Raw genomic sequence first — 17,658 nt, forward strand, 5'->3', positions numbered from 1 at the left:
TTTTGTATTAGTTGATTTAGTAAGTATATGGTAGGGTAAGTTTGAGTTTCCCATTCGCTTGAGATTCCGCTCCTGTTTGCATATTGATCCGAGCATCACTTATTTGCCATTTTGATTGTAGGTATGTTGTCATAGCTTGCGATCGCTCTTGTATTATATCTTGTGTTTCTGTTATTTCCTGGTTAACTGTCACTTCTAAATTTAAATTAGGATGTTGCTGTAAAATTTGAGCAGCACTGTCTAAAATCTTGGCACTAGCTGGTGTTATTACTGATTTATTTTTTTCAAAAGAGATCATCCCCAAAGAAGTTGGTTTTCTCTCCATTTTTACTTTCGCCGACTGATAATTAAGCTGATTTCTAATATTATCGGCTATCAGCATTTGAGCATCTTTATCAATTTCTCTTTCACTCAAATAAAATAACCGAATCTTTAATGGTTCAACGGAATTAGTAATTAATTCATAATCAATCAATTTTGCTGGCGGGGGAAGTTGAATATCGGCTAAGGAAGATTGGACTTCTTGCAGAAAATTGGCTTGTAAATCAGCAATATTTAGAACTACTTCAACTGGTTTATTACTCTTTTCTTCCGCAAATTGGCGGATAACGTCATTTGATGTTGTTGGCACTTCAATCAATTTTAACCCCAATAATTCTGGTGATTTCTGTAACCGATCAGCTAACATTTGAATATAACTCTTTTGTTCTTCATTCGTGTATTGTTTACTTGTGAATATCTGAAGTTGAATGATTAATTTGTTACTTTGCTGGATAGTAGAAATATTACTGAGATAAGACCTGGTTTCACCATTTGAAAAAGTCGCAAATGTCTTTTGCCATACTTCGGCTGCTTCTCTACGAATTTGATTTTCCTTTTGCTGCAAAACAATTTCTCGCCTCAGTTGGATAAAAGATTGATTGAGTGGAAAAATAATTACAGCAATGGTACTAAAAATTAATACAAATCTTCCTGGCAAACTACCAATTTTTTTCAGCTTATTGTATGCAGTTAATTTCTCTAAAATCCTTTGCATTCGCATACTTTCTTGATCTGTTGTTCGCCATTCTCTAACTTTTGATTTCACATCATGACTATCAATATGTAGACAAAGAAAAACCAGCATGGCTGAAAAAGTAATCGCCACTAAGTTGGTAAAAAATAGCAATCCACCACCACTAGCTACCTGTAAACCTTTAGCATAATCTAGACTAATTGCTACACCAATACCATAGCCAACAACACATAAAGGTGGCATCAAAGCTACTGCAATAGCCACACCAGGAATAGAAGTAGCTATCCCTTTTGGTTCTTGACAAATTGCTACTGAACCTACTGCACCGGAAAATAAAGCCACTACCAAATCTAAGATATTAGGACGAATCCTACCTGCAATCTCCGCAGTTATTTCCTTAAATGGTAGTAATGAGACAAGTAATACTGCAAAAGTAATGGCGACTAAACAGCTGATAACCAGATTTAACAGCGCCCGCATAGCTAAGATTACATCACCCGCAGCTAAGGCTAGTCCATTAGCCAAAATACCCCCCCATTAATGGAGAAATCAGCATTGCACCAATAATTACCGCTGGACTGTTCAGCGCTAATCCCAGAGTAGCTATACCGGCTGCAAACAAAACCTGAATCCAATAACTAATATCTCCTAGTGTTACTGATCTGCATATATCCAGGTATACTTGTTCCTTACGGGCTTGACTAACTCCCAAGTTGTTCGCAAACTTATCTCTAAACATATTTTAAGTGGTGATTAGATCCAATGATTAGTGAAAATAAACAGCACTAATTTTTTCTAGTTTACTATTCTATTGGTTGTATTAAACCCATCTCCTAAAAAACCTGATATGACTCAAGATTTAACACAAAAGTGGTTAGCTGAAATTCAGTCTCTGACACAACAGATGACACAATTTCAGCGTGAGCGAGATGAAGCTTGGGAAAGTTCGCAAAAATGGCGACAGCTTTATAATACAGAAGCGGAACAACGACGGATAGATACGAAGAAGCACGAAGAAGCTATAGTAGCAATAAAATCTGAAGTACAAAAATTTTCAGGTATCAATACTGAACCAGGTAGTGACAACACGACAGCGATTCAGCAACAAATTGCTCAATTTAGTTCTATCGAAGAGTTACAAATCCAATTATTAGAAGTTATTCAAGAACGTGATTGTCTATTACAAGCTTTAAAACTTGAGCAAGAAAACCACGCTCAAACCCGGAAAAGTCTAACTACGGCTTTAGGGGATGCTATTGACAGTTTAGCACGTTCAAGAACAGAGAAGAAGGATACAGAGGGTTAATTAACCGTAGTTAATAGGCAAGATGCGATAGAAAAGTTGTCTATAATAAGAACAAAAGAGGTGAAATTATGCAATTTGTTTCAGACACGGAAGCCAACCAAGCTTTTGCAGTTATTATGTCTATTGAAGATTATCAACGAATAACTCGGATTAATATTCAAGAATTTCAACAATTTAGAGAAAGTATTGGACGTAAAGCTCAAGAACGTGGTTTAACTGAAGACAAGTTGAATGAGCTTTTAAGTAACGATCAATAATATCTTAAATTTGGTAGTAATATGTACTAAGCGAATGGAATTATATTTATGGTTCAAACTACTAAAGCACCAGTCAATTATTTTTCCTTTGAAGATTACTATACCTATGATGATGGCACTGGAAATCGCTATGAATTAGTGGATGGAGAATTAGTTTTAATGCCACCAGAATCAATTTTTAACTCTGATATATCAATGCGATTATTGTTGGAATTGGGTAAAATAGTCCCTCTTCATTTATTACGATATAAAGAAATTATGATTGAGGTAAGTGGGCGTAGAGCTAAGGTAAGAATCCCTGATTTATTAATCTTGGGTGAAGAATGTCGCACTGCTTTAGAAACTACGAAAGGAGGAACAATTACCCATGATATGCCACCACCATTAATAGCAATAGAGGTGGTATCACCTGGTACTGAAAATGAAGTCCGAGACTATCGTTTCAAGCGTTCTGAGTATGCAGCTAGGGGAATTGCTGAATATTGGATTGTCGATCCTGTACGGAACAAAATTACGGTTTTATCTTTAGTAGAAGGCTTTTATGAAGAATTTATCTATACAGGTGATGATTTGATTAAAAGTGAAGTATTTCCAGAAATTGAGATGAAGGTAAGTGATATTCTCGTTCAATAGATAGCAATTAAGTAGGTTGGCGTTAAAAATTGTCGTTGGGGCAAGGGAACACTTCGGCTTCGCTCAGTGCATCGCAGGGAACAGGGAACAGGAAGAGAGTTTTGGGCGATTTTACTTTTCTTCACATACCTTTAAATTTTTCTGCTCACCTACTTAAAAATATGGTGTTGCTGAATTGAGGTATGAAATTCCTAAATTGAACCTTTAAAACTCTTACCTTTGCGTCTTTGCGCCTTTGCGTGAGACTAAAATTCATACCCTTAATCAGCAACGCCAAAAATATTAGATATCTGGTGAAAATTAAATATGCGTAACCTGAAACCCTTGTTAGGGACAATTCATGAATTGTCCCTACACCTTGTTCACCAGATGTCTATTCAAACCCCATTGCTTCAGCAACAGCTTTGATATCTGCGGGAATACCCTGTTTAAAATGACTGTGACTGTGTTTAATGGCTGTATCTGGGTCTTTCAAACCATTACCAGTGAGGACACAAACTACAGTTGCACCTGTGGGAACTTCGTCTTTTACCTGTAACAAGCCGGCTACAGAAGCAGCACTAGCAGGTTCACAGAAAATTCCTTCTGATGAGGCTAAAAGTCGGTAAGCGTCGAGAATTTCCTCATCAGTGACAGCCCGGAAACTGCCTTGACTGGCTGTTTGGGCAGCGATCGCTTTATCCCAACTAGCAGGATTACCAATCCGAATTGCTGTGGCTAAAGTCTCAGGATGTGCCACCGGTTGACCATATACCAAAGGTGCAGCACCAGCGGCTTGAAAACCCATCATTTTTGGGAGGCGATCGCATTTACCGTCTTGATGGTATTGACAAAAACCCATCCAATATGCTGTGATATTTCCCGCATTTCCCACCGGAATACATAACCAGTCGGGCGCATTCCCTAAAACATCAACGACTTCAAAAGCGCCAGTTTTTTGCCCTTCTAAGCGGTAGGGGTTGACAGAATTCACCAACGTGATGGGATAGTTATCTGCCATTTCCCGGACAATTTCTAGGGCGCGGTCAAAATTTCCTTGAATAGCCAGGACTTCAGCCCCATACAGTAATGCTTGCGCTAATTTACCTAAAGCTACGTAACCGTCGGGAATCAACACAAAGGGGCGCATCCCCCCGCGTTTGGCATAGGCAGCGGCGGCGGCGGAAGTATTACCAGTGCTGGCACATATTACAGCCTTAGCACCTGCTTCTGCTGCTTTAGAAATTGCCATTGTCATCCCCCGGTCTTTGAAGCTACCAGTGGGGTTTAGACCATCATATTTAACATACACCTTGACCTGTCTGCCAATACGTTCGGCGATCGCTGGCACGGGAATCAAAGGTGTGTTACCTTCCAACAAAGTCACCACAGGGGTTTTTTCGCTGACAGGCAAGTATTCACGATAGGCTTCTATCAGCCCTGGCCACGGTTGGCAATGAGATTTAGCAGCAGACAGGCTCAAAGTCACGGGATTCAAAACTTCTTAATTAAGGATTTGGGATTGGGAATGCTTTGGGTATAAGTATCCCACTTTTTCAGTCTCTTGTTAGTTCTGGAACACCGTCATCATGATCGGAGTCCCTTATGACTACATTTGTAACCTATTAGAGTATATGATGAAAACTATACAATATCTTAACAAAGATTAAGATAAGTATATTATACTATCTCTAACGGTGTGAGTTAAGTTTGTAATGCAAACAACTATGTCTACTATGTCATCCAGTGTTTCCGAATGCGAATCCCACGCTAACTTAGTCAAGAAGTTAACGAAGGCTTACTATCGAGACGATCAGCAAGTTAAATTTATGGACTTGCAAGCAGAGGTAGATTCCCTTTTAGAGCAATTGCAAAATCTCAGAAGTGAAAAAGATCAAGAAAAGTTAATAACATTTCAATAGACCTACCTCAAAATCATGTAGAGACGTTGCATGGAACGTCTCTGCCAGGTTATGGAAAATGCACATTTAACTCGATTTGTCAATTACCTACACTATTCGGATAGTGTAGGCTTTTGTGTTTGACACTTTTTGATACTATGACCATATTTTGATGTATTGGTAATATAATCCAACACTTTGAACTTAGCATTACCGCTAATACGCATCACTACTTTGTCAAGTTATGCTGCTTTTATAGTCATAGCCGCTGACATACCAAAACCTATTATTCCTCAATTAAATTTTAGATAATTATGAATAATATTTTACCAATAGGAACTTTGCTAAGAGATCGTTACAAAATTATCGATCTTTTATCTAATCATACAGGTTTTGGCATTACTTATAAAATCAAAGATGCTAATCACCCAAATCAACCAATTCGGATTTTAAAACAACTCAAAAAACCTACAGCATCTAAATTAGATATTGAAAATTTGCCAATTCAGCAACAAGAAGAGATATTAAATCAATATTGGCAAGAATATCTAAGGCTTTTCAGAATCGAAACCCAAGCATTAGGTAAACTGGGAGAAGAACATAAACAAATTCCCACAATTTATGAACGATTTGAAGAAGGAGGAGAGGAATTTTATGTACAAGAATATATTGAAGGACATTCTTTAAATCAAGAAGTTAGACAAAACAAAAAATTATCAGAACAAAAAACTATAAATTTGTTAATTGAGATTTTGGAAGTTTTTGAATATATTCAAAATAATCCTGATTATTCAATTATTCATCGAGATATAAAACCAGATAATATTATTCGCAGAAGTAGCGATACTAAATTAGTAGTTATTGATTTTGGTTTAGCAAAAGAAGTCACTGTTCCTGGCACAAAATTAGGTTCAATTTTGGGAGGAACAAAAGGATATATTGCACCAGAAATATTATTAGGGACAGTATCTTTTGCAAGTGATATTTATTCTATTGGTATGATTGGAGTGTTTGCTATCACTGGAGAAGATCCTTCTTATACACCTTTATTAGCTGAAAATTGGCAAACAAAAGCAAATGTAAATCCAGAATTTGCTGATATTTTAAATAAAATGATTTGTGAGGATTATCAAAAACGCTTCCAAAATGCCAAAGCAGCCTTACAAGCATTCACAGGAAATCAACCAAGTCCACCAACTCCACCACCTCCTTTTCCCTGGAAATTAATTCTTGGCACAATTTCAGGAATTATCCTCATTATCGGTGTAGTTATGGCTGTAATTTCCATATTACCCAAATCTAATAATCAACTAATAGCTGATGGTAAAGCCAAATCAGGACAACTAACATCATCAGATCAAAAAGAATTATCCAGTGATAAAACTTATGATGTTTATACGTTTAAAAGTGATAAAAGACAATATTTAACAGTGCAAATAATCAGCAATGATTTTCAACCACAACTCACTATTCTCAAACCAGATGATAAATACTTTAATCCTGTACCCAATGTAGGAATAAAAGATAATGATTTCACTGCTTCTATTATATTAGAACCGGGTACTTATCAATTTAAAATTACATCAACAGAAGCAGCAAGTGGTAATTATGTAATTAAAGCTTGGGTGACAGATAAGTAATTAGTGATAAAATCCCCATATTCATCCTATTTTCATCCTGTACATCCTTTAATCCTGGACATTATCTCGACTTCGCGGTAGTTGAGCGGAGTCGAAACTCGATAACCACCTGATTCAGACAATAATCCAGTATCAACACAATCCCAATTATGAAAAGTTATCAGTGGCTATTATTTCCGACTCTGCTCATTTTAAACCTCACATTAACAGGGTGTCCAGAACCTGAAAAGGTTGTTTTCTCCTGTGAAACAAACAGTAATGAAGAATCTGTTACTAAGGTTAAATACCAAGACAAAACGCGAGATTTAATAGTGTGGAAACGCACCGAATTTGTAAAAGCTGGTTTCCCTCCACAACGGAGATGTCAAGAAGTCACACCAAAATTACAAACTGCTTATAATAATGGAACTTTGAAAAGTTTAACTTGGGGTTATACGGAAGCGGAAAATAATCCTAATAAAAGATTTAAATCTTTATGTACCCCCACAGGAAAAGATTGTCATACTTTGATTTTAACATTATTAGAATCAGATGATCCTGATGTGGAATTAAAAGCTTTTACTGCGGTGTTGAATGGTGACGCTTCCCAAGCATATCAAAATTCTTCTTGTGCGGTGAAAAATGGTAGTAATTTAACTTGTACTGTTGATATTTTCAAGGTGTTTAATAAATAAGGAGAAATAAAACCTATGTTAGCAGCAATGAGTGAAGAAGCCAGAACAATGGCAGAATGGAAAGATGAAGGTTTAAAACAGGGAACTCATCTAGGAATGAGATTAGCAGAGAGAATAGGAATTAAACAAGAAACAGAACTAGGAATTAATCTAGGTGTTAAATTAGGAATGGAAATAGGAATAGAGATAGGAGTGAAATTTTTACTAATACGACAGTTAAATAAACGCTTAGGTACAATTCCCCGACTGTTATCAATTCGACTTCAGGAATTATCAACAGATAATGTACAAGAATTGGGAGAAGAATTTTTAGATTTTTCAACTTTGGAAGATTTGGAAAAATGGGTAGATAAAAAAGACAATAAATCTAGAAATTACCAAGAGATGATAAAATCTCAAGAGAATGAAGCGAGAAAACTTATTATGCGACTATTAAACCGTCGCTTTGGTACAGTTCCTCAAGAGTTAGTACCAAAAATTGAACAGTTATCTAGAGAGCAAATAGAAACATTAGCGGAAGATTTGTTAGATTTTTCTGTGTTGCAAGATTTAGAAAACTGGTTGCAACAACATCAATCTAATCAATAAAAAACCTCTCCCTAACCCTCTCCTCTTAGGAGAGGGAACTGGAAAATTTTAAGCTTCTATTACAGGTAATTTTTTAATATGAAGAATATCTTATTTAGGAAAAGTTATCAATGGTTATTGTTGCTTAGTCTATTCATTTTAAATATCACATTAACAGGATGTATCAAAAGCGAAAAAATTATTTTCTCTTGTGAACAAGATACTAATGATAACTATGTAACTAAAGTTAGATACCAAGACAAAATACGAGATTTAATTGTGTGGAAACGCACCGACTTTGTAAAAGCTAGTTTTCCTCCACAAAGGAGATGTGAAGAAGTCACACCAAAATTGCAAACTGCTTATGATAATGGAACTTTGAAACATTTAACTTGGGGTTATGTACAAGATGAAAATGATTATAATAAAAGATTTAAGTCTTTATGTACCACCACAGGAAAAGATTGTCATACTTTGATTTTAACACTCTTAGAATCAGATGATCCTGATATGGAACTAAAAAATTTACGGCTGTCTTTTATGATTATTCTAAACCACACCTTAGTATTTCTCCATGTAAAAGACCAAACGACATGGGTATGAATTTAACTTGTGATGTGAATGTGTTACAATTATTTGATGATAATTAACATCGAACAATAAAATTTAAAGCCTCTCTCCTTGTAGGAGAGAGGTTTGGAGAGAGGTCAAACATTTACCAAATACCAGGATTACCATCTATGAAATTATCTAAAAACCTCTATAAATTATCCCATCTCTGCTTATTCTTCCTCCTCCTATTTCCCGCTTCTCCGATTATTATCACAGGTTGCAGTTCTTCCCTATTCGCACGCAAACCAGGGACATTATCAGAATCAGAATTAAAGAATATCTTAAAAGAAATTACCGTAAAAGTTATAGTTGATGACAGAGAAACCGCATCAGGAACAATTATCAAAAAACAAAACGGTTTTTATACTGTTCTCACTAATGCTCACGTGATAGAAAATGCTAAATCTGTGAAAGTTGTGACTCCAGATAATCAAGTTCATGAAGTGGAATTTTCTAAATTAGATAGACAAGATAATAAAAAAGATGATTTATATGATTTAGCTAAGTTGACTTTTAGCAGTGAAACCACTTATTTATTTGCTGGTTTAGGAGAAGAGGATATTAAACTAGGGGAAAAGGTTTTTGCTGGAGGATATGTTAAAGGGAATTTGCAAACTACCAAAGGTACAGCGAAATTATTTTTAAATCAGCCGTTAATTAAAGGACAGCAAATAGCTTATAATAATGATATTCAACAGGGGATGAGTGGAGGAGCAATTATTAATGAAAAAGGTTATTTGGTGGGGATAAATAGTAAACTTGCCCACCCGGTTTTACAAACAGATTTTCGCTATTTACAAGGTGAACAACCGGATGAGAATACTTTCAATGAATGGGGTAATTATAGTTGGGGTATTGCGGTTAATTTGGTAGATGAAGCTGCACCTGATTTAGCTTTGTTTCCTGAGAGGGTAATTAGGAAAATTGGGGGTATTCCGGCTAAGGTTTTAGATATTGCTAAACAGTCTTCGGTGCAGATTAAAAAAGCTGATGGTGGTATTGGTAGCGGGGTAATTATTGCTAAGGATAATGATATTTATTATGTGTTAACTGCTGCTCATGTGGTGGAAAATAAACAGGAGTATCAAGTTGTTGCACCTGATAAACAAGTATATAAGGTGGATAATCAGACTATTCGCACTAGAAAGGGACTTGATATGGCTGTTATCCAGTTTCGTAGTTCTCAGGTTTATCAAGTTGCTACTTTGGGGGATTATAAGTTAAAAGAGCAGTATGTTTTTCTTTATGGTTGGAAGGGGGAAGAATCAAATCATCCTTCTTTGTTTAGTGTGGGAAAAATGCTAGATGCAGAGAGAAGAGAGATTTGGGCGCAACCTAGAGGATATGAATTAGCATATACTAATGAAGGATATCCTGGAATGAGTGGGGGAGGAATTTGGGATACAGAAGGGCGATTAGTTGGTATTCATAATGCTTCAGTAACAGATGTTTTAGGATATAGTTTAGGTTTGTCTATCCAAAGATTTATTTTTTACCAAAAACAGGTTTTATGGAAATTGCCTGAAAATAAATTAAATCTATCCAAGAAAAATCCTTTATCAAAAGATGTAAATTCAATAAACATTCCTAAACCTTCTACACCTGAACTCACACAGGTAACTGATAAAGAATGGCTAAATTATGGTGTTAAATTATGGAGAATAGGAGAGAAAGAGGAAGCAATGATATCCATGACAAAGGCAATAGAGAAAAATACAGACTTATGGGAAGCATTGTACAATGTTGCCTTCATTGGATTTGAAAAGATAAAATACGATGATATGCTAAATATTATGTATGAAGAAATCAAAAGGAATGTGACTCAGAGAAAGCAGAATGATGATACTCTAAAATATGACGATACTCTAAAAATTATTAATTATTCAATCAGAAAAACTAACAATAAAAGAAAAAATGATTCAATTTTATATATTGATATAATAAATTATGCAATAAAGAAGAAACCTACATTTTATCAATCATACTTGGTTAAAGGTTTAATGCTAGAGAGATTAAAAGAATATCAAAATGCTTTATCCACTTTGTCTGTAGGAATAGAAGAAGCAAAAACAGAGAAAAAGGAAAATTTTTTGCTTTACGCGCTTCGCGGACAGATATTTCTTCAATTACAGCAATATGATAAAGCGATTAATGACTATAATCAATCTATTGACATCTATCCCCAAAATACAAATGCTTACAATAGTCGCGGAATCGCTTATAGTAAGCAAGGAAAGACGGATTTAGCTATTGATGATTATACCCAAGCCATTACTATTGATCCTCAATTTGTAGAAGCTTACACTAATCGTGGAGCCACTTATAATCAGCAAGGAAAGATAGACTTAGCTATTGCCGATTTTACGGACGCAATTGCTATTGAGCCTATATTTGCAAAGGCTTACTATAATCGCGGTGTTGTTTATCTTGAGCAGGAAAAGGTGGATCTAGCTATTGATGATTATACCCAAGCCATTACCATTGATCCTCAATTTATAGAAGCTTACTATAATCGTGGTGTTGCTTATGAGAAACAAGGAAAAACAGATTTAGCTATTGCTGATTATACTCAAGCCATTACCATTAATTCTCAATTTACGCAAGCTTACCATAATCGTGGAGTTAGTTATGGGTTAAAAGGTAATAAACAACAAGCGATTAAAGATTTAGAAACTGCTAAACAACTTTATAAACAACAAGGTAATACCGAAGAATACCAAAAAGTACAGGAAATTAAATTATAACTTATATTCTCATCCCTGAATTGACATTCTATTCTCTACCAATGCGTTAAACTAATCAAAAACAACCAAACTAACACCACAACAACTAGCTGCTTCTGCCAACCGAGAATCAAGAGTTGCTAATGGTAAAATTAACCGCAAAGCCAATAATAGATAAGCAGCATCATCAGCAGCTAAACCTTCCCATCTTGCTAGTTTCTAAGTTATGAAATATTAGATTAGGATTGGTGTGTTTGCATATAATCTCTCAATAAATCATTGATTTGATTTTGATAAGATTCTCCCTGAGATTTAAACCACTCAATCACGTCTTTATCAATATTTAACATTATTGGTTCTTTTTTTGGTATATATTTTGTACGACGATGGACTGTTGCTTTGGCAAATTGAGAGGGGGTAATCTCTGGACAGTCGGAAAAATCAATATCTTCGTCTTCCATTGTCTCTAATCTTTGCCAATCAGTTAGCGATTTGTTCAAAATAGGTTCGTTGTTCATATTTGGTGGCTTTTCTAGCTGATATAATTCTGATGATATCCTCACGTTCAGTATAGACAATAACTATCACCCATCCTTGAAGAAGTCCTAAAGCAATAAATCTTTGTTCATTATAGTTAAAGCGATCATCTTCTATAATAACATTGTCATTTTCAAAAATAATTACGGCATCTACAAAATCAATACCATGTTTACGAATATTATTTAACCGTTTGTTTTCATCCCATTCAAATTGTAACGCCATAATTTATTGATTAATGCCATTATAAATTAGAGTTATAAATAGCCATCATAAACCCAATTGATTATATTAGGAATAATGAAAACTATGGAAATCAATAATATCATGGATGATACAGAAATTAAAATCAAAGGCATCAAAGCACTATATGAATCTCTTGGTTCATCAGCAGCTATGCGTTTCTTAACATTGCTACACAAAACCCCTACTGATTATGTAGAAATCTCAAAAACGATATATCAATATCAAAGTATTGAGGAAATTTTTGCTAGAGCAAAACAAAATTGGCAAGATTAATTATATCAATAGTTTATAGGGGTTTAGCAATCCTAAATCCCTACCTTTTATGTTATAATAGAGTACAAAAAAAGAGTCCTTTATCAGATTATTCAAAAATATGAAAGGATATATCCAAAATCAAACAATTATTCTCCAAGACAGTTTACCCGATACCTTACAAAATGGTGATGAAGTGGAAATTGTCATCATTCCCCACATATAATATTAAACATTTTCTGAATATTGAAGGTTTAAACCCTATGATACCAGATAATATTTTATCAAAAATAAGACTATGAACAAAACACCAATTAATCAGCAAGATGATTTTGATGCTGATGATTTATTACCAGAGTATAATTTCGATTATAGTAAAGCTCGTCCTAATCGTTTTGCTACCACCTCAGAAAATAAAATTACTGTAATTCTTGATCCTGATGTTGCTCAAGTTTTTCAAACTTCAGAAGCAGTGAATCGTGCTTTACGTTGTTTGTTATCTGCTATTCCTGAAAAATAAAGCCATTACAGCATTGAATATGATTGATATTCTGTAAGAGTTTAGCAATCCTAAACCCCTATTATTAATGTTAAAATAAACCTAGATGTAAACCTCAATAACAAGACCTATGAAAACTCACAGTTTTACAGTGATTGTTTACAAAGAAGATGATATGTATATCGCTGAATGTCCAGAAGTTGGTACAGTAGATCAAGGAGAAACAATAGAACAAGCAATAATAGGTTTAAAAGAAGCAACACGACTTTATTTAGAAGAATTTCCTTTACCAGAAACCTCTCCTAGATATGTGACTAGCATAGAGGTTACTTGTGCCTAAATTACCACGAATTTCTAGTAAAGAAGCAATTCGGACTTTAGAACGTCTGGGATTTTATCAAATTAGACAAACAGGTAGTCATGTAATCATGAAAAAACAAACAATTAATGGTGAAGTTGGTTGTGTTGTTCCACTACATCCAGAATTAAAAGTAGGTACATTAAGCGGTATTCTTAAACAAGCACAAGTCACACCTGAAGAATTTATAGAAAATCTCTAAAAAGTATATCTCTAATTTAGACAAAGAAAAGATTGATGAACTATTAGCACCTACAAAAATATAAGATTTCTGTTGAAAAATGCCTAAAAAAATTAGAGAATTAAAAAGTTTACTCAAAAAAGCTGGGTTTATTAATCGTTCAGCAAAAGGAAGTCATACCCGGTGGTATCATCCTTTATTACCTAGTGATCCGATTACCATATCTGGTAAAGATGGAGATGATGCTAAACTATATATAGAAAAAGAAGTTACCGAAAAATTAGCTAAATTAAAATCAATTCAAGAAGAGGATTCAGCAGAATGAATTTACCTTACACCATAATTATTCAATGGAGTAGTGAAGATAAATGTTATTTAGTTCATTTACCAGAATTTCCTACTCAAAAATATCATACTCATGGTGATACTTATGAGGAAGCTGTTAAAAATGCTCAGGAAGTTATAGAAATGCTAATTGCCGAATATCAAGAAGATGGTAAAACTTTACCTCTAGTTAAATCTTTAGAACAATTAACCAATGTGGCTTGATTAATTTATCATCAAAAAAACCATGCGTAAACAAACTATTCAATATACATCACCATTAGATGCTTTATTTGCCGTTACTAAACGACTAAGTATATATGAAAATCAACAAAACATGGATTCTGAAGAATTTTTCCATCAATATGTTCAATAATTTGCCAAACTAAATTAAGATTCACCTTTAAATAATCATGAATTAAAACATCTCGTAAACCCGCCATTTGTTGCCAAGGAACATCAGAATATTTACTTCTCAACTCAGGTGATAATCTTTTTGTTGCTTCCCCAATGATTTCAAAATTGCGAATTACAGCATCTTGAATCATTTTGGTTTGCATAAATTCCTCTTTACCCGCTTTCGTATATTCTTCTATTCGTTCAATACATTCTTGAATATTACTTAAATATAAACGCTCATCTTTCATAACGGTACAGCCTCACTTAATACTTTATCTCTAATTAATTCATGTAAATTGCCAGGTTCAGCAATATCTACTTTTCGTCCTAGCAATGCTGCTAAATCCTGCATTAAGGCAATATAATCAAATAAACTACTTTGCGGTTTTAATTCTACTAAAAAATCTACATCACTATCTGGTGTTGCTTCACCTCTAGCAACTGAACCAAAAACCCTCATATTATAAGCACCATATTTAGTGGCAATTTTTAATATTTCTTCTCGAAATGGTAGTAATAATTCTTCAATTCCCATAAACCATAAGTTATTTTAAAAACATTAACCGTCTCTATTTTATTAGATTGGACAGTATTTTGTCAATTTCAGACAACAATAAATTATACTAACAATATTACCTCAACTCCTTGAAAAATATGAAAAGATACATCCAAAATCAAACTATTATTCTCCAAGACAGTTTACCCGACACTTTAAAAAATGGTGATGAAGTGGAAATTGTCATCATTCCCATCAAAAAACGTAAGTATCATTTTCCTACATTTAAACTGGATATCAAAGAAGAATATTTAGACAGAGAAAAGATTTATGGACTACGAACACCCAGTAAAATATAAGATTGCTGTATCGCTATACCTAAAATATGCTAAAATATCTTTTAGTATGACCTTTAATTAATTATTATGAATGAACTATTAACTCGTATTACACAAATACCTGGTCAATGTGGAGGTCGTCCTTGCATTCGGGGAATGAGAATTAGAGTTAGCGACATTTTAGAAATGTTAGCAGAAAATGTCAGTGTAAATGAAATTTTAGAAGACTTTCCCGATTTAGAACTAGAAGATATTCAAGCTTGTCTGATATTTGCTGCAAGACGTACTGATTTTGTTAGATTAACAGCATGAAAATTTGGATTGATGCACAGTTACCTCCAACATTAGCAGATTGGATTATAAATACTTTTACTATCGAAGCATTTTCATTAAAAGAAATTGGTTTACGTGATGCTAAAGATATTGATATTTTTGAAGCTGCAAAAATAGCTAATGTGATAATTATGACAAAAGACAGTGATTTTGTTGACCTGGTTTGTCGGTTGGGTACACCTCCGCAAATTATTTGGTTAACTTGTGGAAATGTGACTAATCGTAATTTGCGTCAACTTCTGAATTTCACTTTAGATGATGCGTTGGAAAAATTACGCCAAGGAGAAATGATTGTAGAAATCAATAAATCTTGATCCTGATGAAGAATAAAGTGAGCTTTACTGTAAGGGTAAAGCATAACGCTAAACCCCTACAAAATCTAACTACAACTTTGTCCCACACTCACCACAAAAATTATGACTGGGGAGGTTTTGTGTCCCACAATTGCTGCAAGAAATTGATTCAACAGCGGTTCTGGGTATAGGCTTAGGCAAACCAACCATTTGCGAATTATTCTTACCCGGAGCTACCATGGGATAGCAGTTTTCATCTCTGGTAACGTGGACATTCACAATCACTGGTCCATTGTGCGCGAGCATTTCGGCAATTTTATCTGCCAATTCTTCCCGCTTGGTAATTACCATCCCCTTGATGCCATAAGCCTGTGCTAGAAGCTCAATATCAGGCATTCCGACTTCCATGTTAGAAGATGAATAACGCTGTCCGTAGAAGGCTTCTTGCCACTGTCGCACCATGCCTTGCCAACCGTTATTTAAGATTAAAGTCTTGACATTAATGCCATATTGTGCTAATGTTCCCAACTCCTGCAAGCACATTTGGAAACTGGCATCACCACTGATACAGATCACCTCATCATCAGGGAATGCTACCTTTACACCCATAGCCGCAGGGACACCAAAACCCATTGTTCCTAAACCGGCACTAGAAATCCAGCGTCTTGGTCCATTTTTGAGGAATTGGGCTGCCCACATTTGATGTTGACCCACATCTGTGGTGTAAAATGCTTGGGGGGCTTGAGTACCGACTTCCACAATTACCTCTTGGGGGGAAATGCTGTCGGCATGATGGGGGACAATTAAAGGATAATCTTGCCGCCAACTGTTAATTAAGTTTAACCATTCTTGGTTTTGGTTAGGTGTGGCTTTGGTATTTGCGTCTTTACATCGCCGTAATAGGTCTTTTAAGACGTTTTTAACATCACCAACAATGGGAACTTCGGGAACACGGTTTTTACCGACTTCTGCGGGGTCAATATCAATATGAATGACTTTAGCTAAAGAGGCAAATTCATCTAATTTACCTGTAACTCGGTCATCGAATCTAGCACCAACGCAAATTAATAAATCGCAATCTGTAACGGCAAAGTTGGCATAAGCTGTACCGTGCATTCCCAACATTCCCAAGGAAAGGGGATGATGTTCGTCAAATGCACCGATACCCATTAAGGTAGTGGTGACAGGGAGATTAAATAATTCTGCTAGTTGTTTAATTTCTTCGTGGGCATTAGCAGCGATCGCTCCTCCCCCAACATACAACAATGGGCGGCGACTTTCCTGAATTAATTGAATGGCTGCATTAATTTGGCGGGGATTTCCCTTCACCGTGGGACGATATCCCGGTAATTTAATTGAACCTGGTTCTACAGGGACATAATCAAATTCTTCCAAAGCTACATCTTTGGGAACATCAATTAAAACGGGTCCGGGTCTACCAGTGCTGGCAATATGAAAAGCTTCAGCGACAATCCGCGCCATATCTTTAGCATCACGGACTACATAAGAATGCTTGACAATGGGTAAGGTAATCCCGTAAATATCTGTTTCTTGGAAAGCATCTGTCCCAATAGAAGCCCTGGGGACTTGTCCCGTGACTACAATCATGGGAATAGAATCCATGTAGGCTGTAGCAATACCTGTAACTAAGTTAGTTGCCCCAGGACCAGAAGTACCAAAGCATACTCCTACTTTACCAGTCGCACGGGCGTAGCCATCAGCGGCGTGAGATGCACCTTGCTCATGTCTGACTAAGATATGCTGAACCGTACCCGTTGCTTCTATTTTATAGAGGTCATCATAAATCGGGAGAATTGCACCACCGGGATAACCAAAAATATGCTCAACACCATGACGGAGGAGACTATCTATCAAAGCAAAACCGCCAGATGCCCGTTGGGGTGCGGTAACTGACGATTTAGAAACAGGAGACTGCTGATTATTTTCAGATTTTGGGAGACTGATTTGAGAAGAAGATCGCACGGTTAACCTCAAAATATAGCTAAAATTAACGCTTAAATTCTGTCTTTAAGACTTCATTTTAATTTAAAAATTCTCACAATTGTAGGGAAAGCTTCGTTTATTAGCATTGAGA

Annotated in this window: 25 protein-coding genes and 1 pseudogene; 18 read left to right on the plus strand and 8 right to left on the minus strand. The window is 35.4% G+C overall.

Annotated elements, in window-relative coordinates; genetic code table 11:
• Positions 1 to 16: 16 nt before the first annotated feature.
• A complete protein-coding gene (locus FJR38_RS12670) occupies positions 17 to 1,540 on the minus strand; it encodes a DUF389 domain-containing protein (protein WP_254449446.1) in 1,524 nt (507 codons plus the stop codon).
• The gene (locus FJR38_RS28495) at positions 1,533 to 1,754 is read right to left on the minus strand and encodes a hypothetical protein (RefSeq protein WP_254449447.1); all 222 of its coding nucleotides are present in this window, start codon (positions 1,752 to 1,754) and stop codon (positions 1,533 to 1,535) included. The genes FJR38_RS12670 and FJR38_RS28495 overlap by 8 nt, the downstream gene beginning before the upstream one ends.
• Before the next feature lie 108 nt (positions 1,755 to 1,862).
• Here FJR38_RS28495 and FJR38_RS12675 point away from each other — a divergent pair, with 108 nt between their 5' ends.
• The 3 genes from FJR38_RS12675 (at position 1,863) to FJR38_RS12685 (ending at position 3,211) form a co-directional block, all read left to right on the plus strand.
• A complete protein-coding gene (locus FJR38_RS12675) occupies positions 1,863 to 2,321 on the plus strand; it encodes a hypothetical protein (protein ID WP_168494526.1) in 459 nt (152 codons plus the stop codon).
• A 68-nt stretch (positions 2,322 to 2,389) separates the two neighbouring features.
• Positions 2,390 to 2,578 carry a prevent-host-death family protein gene (locus FJR38_RS12680; protein WP_168494528.1) on the plus strand — a complete coding sequence of 63 codons (189 nt, stop codon included), beginning with the start codon at positions 2,390 to 2,392 and terminating at the stop codon, positions 2,576 to 2,578.
• Between the two features lie 48 nt (positions 2,579 to 2,626).
• Positions 2,627 to 3,211, plus strand: coding sequence for a Uma2 family endonuclease (locus FJR38_RS12685; protein ID WP_168494530.1), 585 nt, complete (start codon positions 2,627 to 2,629; stop codon positions 3,209 to 3,211).
• 373 nt (positions 3,212 to 3,584) lie between these two features.
• On the opposite strand, the gene thrC is transcribed toward FJR38_RS12685, so the two are convergent.
• Entirely contained in the window at positions 3,585 to 4,679 is a 1,095-nt protein-coding gene (thrC, locus tag FJR38_RS12690; RefSeq protein ID WP_168494532.1) for a threonine synthase, read from the minus strand.
• A 238-nt stretch (positions 4,680 to 4,917) separates the two neighbouring features.
• On the opposite strand from thrC, the gene FJR38_RS12695 reads away from it, so the two are divergent.
• The 6 genes from FJR38_RS12695 to FJR38_RS12720 all read left to right on the plus strand — a co-directional run bounded on the left by FJR38_RS12695 (position 4,918) and on the right by FJR38_RS12720 (position 11,328).
• The gene (locus tag FJR38_RS12695) at positions 4,918 to 5,112 is read left to right on the plus strand and encodes a hypothetical protein (RefSeq protein ID WP_168494661.1); all 195 of its coding nucleotides are present in this window, start codon (positions 4,918 to 4,920) and stop codon (positions 5,110 to 5,112) included.
• A gap of 293 nt (positions 5,113 to 5,405) precedes the next feature.
• Positions 5,406 to 6,731: a serine/threonine-protein kinase gene (locus FJR38_RS12700; protein ID WP_168537388.1), complete on the plus strand. Its 1,326-nt coding sequence runs from the start codon at positions 5,406 to 5,408 to the stop codon at positions 6,729 to 6,731.
• A gap of 149 nt (positions 6,732 to 6,880) precedes the next feature.
• Entirely contained in the window at positions 6,881 to 7,405 is a 525-nt protein-coding gene (locus tag FJR38_RS12705; RefSeq protein ID WP_168537390.1) for a COP23 domain-containing protein, read from the plus strand.
• A 15-nt stretch (positions 7,406 to 7,420) separates the two neighbouring features.
• The gene (locus tag FJR38_RS12710; protein ID WP_168494538.1) at positions 7,421 to 7,993 is read left to right on the plus strand and encodes a DUF4351 domain-containing protein; all 573 of its coding nucleotides are present in this window, start codon (positions 7,421 to 7,423) and stop codon (positions 7,991 to 7,993) included.
• Positions 7,994 to 8,071: 78 nt separating this feature from the next.
• Positions 8,072 to 8,575, plus strand: coding sequence for a COP23 domain-containing protein (locus FJR38_RS12715; protein ID WP_254449448.1), 504 nt, complete (start codon positions 8,072 to 8,074; stop codon positions 8,573 to 8,575).
• A 137-nt stretch (positions 8,576 to 8,712) separates the two neighbouring features.
• Positions 8,713 to 11,328 (plus strand): tetratricopeptide repeat-containing serine protease family protein, encoded by a 2,616-nt coding sequence (locus tag FJR38_RS12720; protein ID WP_168537392.1) that lies wholly within the window; start codon positions 8,713 to 8,715, stop codon positions 11,326 to 11,328.
• 218 nt (positions 11,329 to 11,546) lie between these two features.
• Here FJR38_RS12720 and FJR38_RS12725 read toward each other — a convergent pair whose 3' ends face one another.
• Positions 11,547 to 11,807: a BrnA antitoxin family protein gene (locus FJR38_RS12725; RefSeq protein WP_254449449.1), complete on the minus strand. Its 261-nt coding sequence runs from the start codon at positions 11,805 to 11,807 to the stop codon at positions 11,547 to 11,549.
• The gene (locus tag FJR38_RS12730; protein WP_168494550.1) at positions 11,788 to 12,069 is read right to left on the minus strand and encodes a BrnT family toxin; all 282 of its coding nucleotides are present in this window, start codon (positions 12,067 to 12,069) and stop codon (positions 11,788 to 11,790) included. Before FJR38_RS12730 ends, FJR38_RS12725 begins: the two co-directional genes overlap by 20 nt.
• An 84-nt stretch (positions 12,070 to 12,153) precedes the next feature.
• Here FJR38_RS12730 and FJR38_RS12735 point away from each other — a divergent pair, with 84 nt between their 5' ends.
• The 6 genes from FJR38_RS12735 to FJR38_RS12760 all read left to right on the plus strand — a co-directional run bounded on the left by FJR38_RS12735 (position 12,154) and on the right by FJR38_RS12760 (position 13,929).
• The gene (locus tag FJR38_RS12735) at positions 12,154 to 12,363 is read left to right on the plus strand and encodes a hypothetical protein (RefSeq protein WP_168537396.1); all 210 of its coding nucleotides are present in this window, start codon (positions 12,154 to 12,156) and stop codon (positions 12,361 to 12,363) included.
• A 277-nt stretch (positions 12,364 to 12,640) separates the two neighbouring features.
• Positions 12,641 to 12,862, plus strand: coding sequence for a hypothetical protein (locus tag FJR38_RS12740; RefSeq protein WP_168537398.1), 222 nt, complete (start codon positions 12,641 to 12,643; stop codon positions 12,860 to 12,862).
• A gap of 109 nt (positions 12,863 to 12,971) precedes the next feature.
• Positions 12,972 to 13,181: a type II toxin-antitoxin system HicB family antitoxin gene (locus FJR38_RS12745; RefSeq protein WP_168494554.1), complete on the plus strand. Its 210-nt coding sequence runs from the start codon at positions 12,972 to 12,974 to the stop codon at positions 13,179 to 13,181.
• Complete coding sequence (locus tag FJR38_RS12750) at positions 13,174 to 13,401, plus strand: type II toxin-antitoxin system HicA family toxin (protein ID WP_168494556.1); 228 nt, start codon at positions 13,174 to 13,176, stop codon at positions 13,399 to 13,401. The genes FJR38_RS12745 and FJR38_RS12750 overlap by 8 nt, the downstream gene beginning before the upstream one ends.
• A gap of 79 nt (positions 13,402 to 13,480) precedes the next feature.
• Positions 13,481 to 13,705: a type II toxin-antitoxin system HicA family toxin gene (locus FJR38_RS12755; protein ID WP_168494558.1), complete on the plus strand. Its 225-nt coding sequence runs from the start codon at positions 13,481 to 13,483 to the stop codon at positions 13,703 to 13,705.
• Positions 13,702 to 13,929 (plus strand): type II toxin-antitoxin system HicB family antitoxin, encoded by a 228-nt coding sequence (locus FJR38_RS12760; RefSeq protein ID WP_168494560.1) that lies wholly within the window; start codon positions 13,702 to 13,704, stop codon positions 13,927 to 13,929. Before FJR38_RS12755 ends, FJR38_RS12760 begins: the two co-directional genes overlap by 4 nt.
• 200 nt (positions 13,930 to 14,129) lie before the next feature.
• Here FJR38_RS12760 and FJR38_RS29325 read toward each other — a convergent pair.
• Positions 14,130 to 14,351, minus strand: a pseudogene (locus FJR38_RS29325) (DUF86 domain-containing protein); the annotation flags it as partial.
• Positions 14,348 to 14,638, minus strand: a complete 291-nt coding sequence (locus tag FJR38_RS12770) for a nucleotidyltransferase family protein (protein WP_168494562.1) — start codon at positions 14,636 to 14,638, stop codon at positions 14,348 to 14,350. The pseudogene FJR38_RS29325 and the gene FJR38_RS12770, both read right to left, overlap by 4 nt.
• Positions 14,639 to 14,757: 119 nt before the next feature.
• Between FJR38_RS12770 and FJR38_RS12775 the strand changes: the two genes are divergently transcribed.
• The 3 genes from FJR38_RS12775 (at position 14,758) to FJR38_RS12785 (ending at position 15,584) form a co-directional block, all read left to right on the plus strand.
• A complete protein-coding gene (locus FJR38_RS12775; RefSeq protein WP_168494564.1) occupies positions 14,758 to 14,958 on the plus strand; it encodes a hypothetical protein in 201 nt (66 codons plus the stop codon).
• A gap of 66 nt (positions 14,959 to 15,024) precedes the next feature.
• Entirely contained in the window at positions 15,025 to 15,249 is a 225-nt protein-coding gene (locus FJR38_RS12780; protein WP_027403705.1) for a DUF433 domain-containing protein, read from the plus strand.
• Entirely contained in the window at positions 15,246 to 15,584 is a 339-nt protein-coding gene (locus FJR38_RS12785) for a DUF5615 family PIN-like protein (RefSeq protein WP_168494566.1), read from the plus strand. Before FJR38_RS12780 ends, FJR38_RS12785 begins: the two co-directional genes overlap by 4 nt.
• A gap of 69 nt (positions 15,585 to 15,653) precedes the next feature.
• On the opposite strand, the gene ilvB is transcribed toward FJR38_RS12785, so the two are convergent.
• On the minus strand, positions 15,654 to 17,546 hold the full coding sequence (ilvB, locus tag FJR38_RS12790) for a biosynthetic-type acetolactate synthase large subunit (protein WP_168494567.1): 1,893 nt from the start codon (positions 17,544 to 17,546) through the stop codon (positions 15,654 to 15,656).
• Positions 17,547 to 17,658 lie beyond the last annotated feature (112 nt).

The sequence above is a fragment of the Anabaena sp. UHCC 0253 genome (genome assembly GCF_009712085.1).
Taxonomy (GTDB): domain Bacteria; phylum Cyanobacteriota; class Cyanobacteriia; order Cyanobacteriales; family Nostocaceae; genus Dolichospermum.

Bases quoted from the DNA above. Each gene is read 5' to 3' on its own strand.
- FJR38_RS12745 (WP_168494554.1), top strand. From the start codon at position 12,972: ATGAAAACTCACAGTTTTACAGTGATTGTTTACAAAGAAGATGATATG.
- FJR38_RS12775 (WP_168494564.1), top strand. From the start codon at position 14,758: ATGAAAAGATACATCCAAAATCAAACTATTATTCTCCAAGACAGTTTA.
- FJR38_RS12780 (WP_027403705.1), top strand. From the start codon at position 15,025: ATGAATGAACTATTAACTCGTATTACACAAATACCTGGTCAATGTGGA.
- FJR38_RS12735 (WP_168537396.1), top strand. From the start codon at position 12,154: ATGGAAATCAATAATATCATGGATGATACAGAAATTAAAATCAAAGGC.
- FJR38_RS12680 (WP_168494528.1), top strand. From the start codon at position 2,390: ATGCAATTTGTTTCAGACACGGAAGCCAACCAAGCTTTTGCAGTTATT.
- FJR38_RS12705 (WP_168537390.1), top strand. From the start codon at position 6,881: ATGAAAAGTTATCAGTGGCTATTATTTCCGACTCTGCTCATTTTAAAC.
- FJR38_RS12675 (WP_168494526.1), top strand. From the start codon at position 1,863: ATGACTCAAGATTTAACACAAAAGTGGTTAGCTGAAATTCAGTCTCTG.
- FJR38_RS12755 (WP_168494558.1), top strand. From the start codon at position 13,481: ATGCCTAAAAAAATTAGAGAATTAAAAAGTTTACTCAAAAAAGCTGGG.
- FJR38_RS12710 (WP_168494538.1), top strand. From the start codon at position 7,421: ATGTTAGCAGCAATGAGTGAAGAAGCCAGAACAATGGCAGAATGGAAA.
- FJR38_RS12760 (WP_168494560.1), top strand. From the start codon at position 13,702: ATGAATTTACCTTACACCATAATTATTCAATGGAGTAGTGAAGATAAA.
- FJR38_RS12695 (WP_168494661.1), top strand. From the start codon at position 4,918: ATGTCTACTATGTCATCCAGTGTTTCCGAATGCGAATCCCACGCTAAC.
- FJR38_RS12740 (WP_168537398.1), top strand. From the start codon at position 12,641: ATGAACAAAACACCAATTAATCAGCAAGATGATTTTGATGCTGATGAT.
- FJR38_RS12685 (WP_168494530.1), top strand. From the start codon at position 2,627: ATGGTTCAAACTACTAAAGCACCAGTCAATTATTTTTCCTTTGAAGAT.
- FJR38_RS12785 (WP_168494566.1), top strand. From the start codon at position 15,246: ATGAAAATTTGGATTGATGCACAGTTACCTCCAACATTAGCAGATTGG.
- FJR38_RS12770 (WP_168494562.1), bottom strand. From the start codon at position 14,638: ATGGGAATTGAAGAATTATTACTACCATTTCGAGAAGAAATATTAAAA.
- FJR38_RS28495 (WP_254449447.1), bottom strand. From the start codon at position 1,754: ATGTTTAGAGATAAGTTTGCGAACAACTTGGGAGTTAGTCAAGCCCGT.
- FJR38_RS12720 (WP_168537392.1), top strand. From the start codon at position 8,713: ATGAAATTATCTAAAAACCTCTATAAATTATCCCATCTCTGCTTATTC.
- FJR38_RS12700 (WP_168537388.1), top strand. From the start codon at position 5,406: ATGAATAATATTTTACCAATAGGAACTTTGCTAAGAGATCGTTACAAA.
- FJR38_RS12715 (WP_254449448.1), top strand. From the start codon at position 8,072: ATGAAGAATATCTTATTTAGGAAAAGTTATCAATGGTTATTGTTGCTT.
- FJR38_RS12730 (WP_168494550.1), bottom strand. From the start codon at position 12,069: ATGGCGTTACAATTTGAATGGGATGAAAACAAACGGTTAAATAATATT.